This window comes from Streptomyces sp. a15 (assembly GCF_059026085.1).
On record NZ_JBWLKM010000232.1, the window covers coordinates 1 to 1,387 of the forward strand.

Annotated in this window: 2 protein-coding genes; one reads left to right on the forward strand and one right to left on the reverse strand. The window is 68.6% G+C overall.

Translation table 11 applies throughout. The features are described 5' to 3' along the window. Positions 1–279 precede the first annotated feature (279 nt). Positions 280–816, reverse strand: a complete 537-nt coding sequence (locus AC5P09_RS51815) for a dihydrofolate reductase family protein (protein ID WP_493880610.1) — start codon at positions 814–816, stop codon at positions 280–282. Positions 817–862: 46 nt separating this feature from the next. On the opposite strand from AC5P09_RS51815, the gene AC5P09_RS51820 reads away from it, so the two are divergent. Then, positions 863–1,360: a hypothetical protein gene (locus AC5P09_RS51820; protein WP_493880611.1), complete on the forward strand. Its 498-nt coding sequence runs from the start codon at positions 863–865 to the stop codon at positions 1,358–1,360. Positions 1,361–1,387 lie beyond the last annotated feature (27 nt).

Below are 1,387 nucleotides of genomic sequence, written 5' to 3' on the forward strand. Positions count from 1 at the left end.
GCCTTCGCTGATCGCTGGCGGGGACGGGGACGGTCGAGCATGTCCCCGATCCAGGCGGCAACCGTGTCCGCACCGGCCAGTACGGGTTCTGTGCCTTCAACTGCACAGAACCGCAGGTGGTCCTCGACCGCCCGCCCGTACGCGTCGATCGTGTGGGAAGCCCGACCGATGTTCGCCATGAACTGCAGCCACCGTCAGGCCAGTTGACGTTCAGCGAGAGTGGGGAACTTGCCCCACGGGATGGGGGCCATGACAGCAGGCCAGTAGTTGCGACCGTGCCTACTTGCGCACGTGGAAGCGCAGCATGGTGACCCCGCCCGACTGGACGTTGCTGAACGGTTCCAGGTCGATCCGGTCGAGGCCCGGCGGCGCGAAGCGGACGCCGTCGCCGAGCAGCACCGGCAGCACGTACACCAGGATCTCGTCGACGAGGCCGCGCTGCAGGCACTGGGCGGCCACGTCGGCGCCGAGGATCTCCAGGTTCTTGTCGCCGGCGGCGCGGCGTGCCGTGGCCACGGCTTCCTCGATGTCGCAGGTGAGGAAGGTGACGTTGGGGTCCGGCTCGTTGGGCGGGCGGTGGGTGAGGACGAACTGCGCCCCGCCGTCGTAGTCGGTGTTCTCGTCGGACATGCGCTTGCCGACCTCGTACGTGCCCCGGCCGATGAGCATGGCGCCCGTGGCCGCCATGACCTCCGGGAACGTCGCCGACGTCATGTGCTCGAAGATCCAGTCCATCGTGTGGCCGGGACCGGCGATGAACCCATCGAGGGACATCACCCTGTTCACGACCACTTTGCCGGTGCTCGCATCCGTCATGCGTCTTCTCCAAGCAGGTGGAGGGCCGGGATCGCATCATAGGTCGGTGAGCAACATCTTCTCCGGCGGCAGCCACGACCTGGACCTGTCCAATGGCGCCACCGCGGTGTTCATCGACGTGCTGATGCCGGCCGTGTCCGATCTCGCCTCCGAGGACTGGGACTTCCGCTTCGCGGCGCTGCTGACCCTGCAGGACCAGAACGTCATGGGGCGCGGTGCCGTCGGGTTCGACCTGGCGGAGTTCGACTGGGGCGCGACGGAGCGGGAACGCGCCCGCGCGAAGGACTTCGTGCTGCGTGCCACAGCACTCGCGGCGAGCGGACATCGCTGGAGCGAGCTGGGCTACCACCCGCCCCGCGTGCATGACTACCTGCACCGCTTCACGACCATGGTGGAGTCCTGCACCCCGCCCGCCGACAGCAGCGCCGGACGCGGCTTCCCCGGCCCGGACGAGGCCGCGATGGCCTCGTGCGTGCGCCACCGCGTCCTCAGCGCGCTCCCGCTCTGGGACGGCTGCTTCCTCTGCAATCGGCCGCACTACTAGCCCGGCTCGATTCCACATAAGGCGGGC